The 1,288-nt window shown below is 62.7% G+C and carries 2 protein-coding genes; one reads left to right on the plus strand and one right to left on the minus strand.

Annotated features, from left to right (window positions below; genetic code table 11):
* Window positions 1-149: 149 nt before the first annotated feature.
* Window positions 150-665, minus strand: coding sequence for a helix-turn-helix domain-containing protein (locus A1351_RS26170; RefSeq protein WP_371441467.1), 516 nt, complete (start codon window positions 663-665; stop codon window positions 150-152).
* Between the two features lie 38 nt (window positions 666-703).
* Here A1351_RS26170 and A1351_RS07975 point away from each other — a divergent pair.
* A partial coding sequence (locus A1351_RS07975; RefSeq protein ID WP_371441468.1) for a DUF4153 domain-containing protein occupies window positions 704-1,288 on the plus strand: 585 nt, incomplete at its 3' end.

Below are 1,288 nucleotides of genomic sequence, written 5' to 3' on the forward strand. Positions count from 1 at the left end.
TATGTCCGATAAACCAACCTTATCGGACATCGAAACTCGCGCGACAGCACCGGCGCTTTCAGCACGGAAATGCCAATAAAACCGCCGCGAAGAAATCGGCGCGCGTCAAGCCTCAAGCGTCCTTTTGACGGCTTTCGGCTCCCGTGCGATCACGCGCTGCAACATGGCGGCCGGGCCACTGCGCGCTGACCCTGCTCCCATTTGCGATACCCGGATAGACTCTTCCCCATGAGGCGAGCCATGTCCGCCTGCGTCAGCCCACCGTGCTTGCGGACCTCGCGCCGATCTAGCGAGGCGTGAACGACGGCCGGCCCTTCGCCCTTCATGTGCGCCAGCGCTTCGCCAAGAGACTGTATCAGGTCTTCTCCGAACGCGGTCATCTCTCTTCCTCGCAGCCTTGATCGCATCGGCGCCGCTCCCGGTCCCACCGCCGATTGCACAAAAACTGCACGATAATACTCGAATTCTGCGATCGGCCCGCAACAGCGCTGCAAAGCTGAAGCGCATTGTCCGAGCATGGCTGACGTCATCTCCCTCCCACTCTGCGCCCAACGCCTGCCGCCCCGGCTCGTGAATGACGGCTGGTGGCTCGCCCGCCGTACCGAGCAGCCGCCTGCGGAAATCGCGCCATTCCCTGTCCACCGCCCACGGCTCTGCAACGTCATTCCTTTCCCGATTGCCCATCGCCAAAGGAAAGCACGCGATGATTGAATTTTCTCTGTCCCATCGCCCGCCCATGCAATGGCTGGCGCTCAGGCTCTCTCTCGCCGCCGCGGCAGCGGCTCTGGCCGATTGGCTGTTCGTCGATCGTGCCGCCGTCGGCCTGTCGCTCGCCCTGTTCCTCGGCGCAATTGGTCTGCTGACGATCGTCGCCAATCCGGTTCGCGCGAACATGCGACTGCGGAGCGTCGCCGCCGCAGCATTTATTCTCGCTCTGCTGGCCATTATGGAGGACATCTCCTGGCTGTCGTTTCTCGTCGCCACCGCAGCGACACTGATGTTTGCGCAGGTCATGACTTTCGGCGGCGGCGGCGTCTGGCCCTCACAACTCCGCCGCGCGTGCAGTCTACCCTTCGTCGGCCCGTTCTGGCTGATCGGCGATGTTCTTCGTGCGCGAAGACTGTCGAGGAGCAGGCGCAAGACGATCCGGTCTGCGGGGACGCTGATCGCCTGGATCGCGCCGGTCGGGTTGTTTCTCATATTCCTGTCGCTCTTTGCAGCGGCAAATCCCGTGATCGACGAATGGGTGCGCCTATTGGATCCGAGGCGCGGATTCGAGCTGATCTCG

It is taken from the genome of Methylosinus sp. R-45379, from assembly GCF_001644125.1.
GTDB lineage: Bacteria > Pseudomonadota > Alphaproteobacteria > Rhizobiales > Beijerinckiaceae > Methylosinus.

What these genes read in the sequence shown, in the direction of transcription:
- A1351_RS26170 (WP_371441467.1), bottom strand. Translation starts at nt 665, where the DNA reads ATGACGTTGCAGAGCCGTGGGCGGTGGACAGGGAATGGCGCGATTTCC.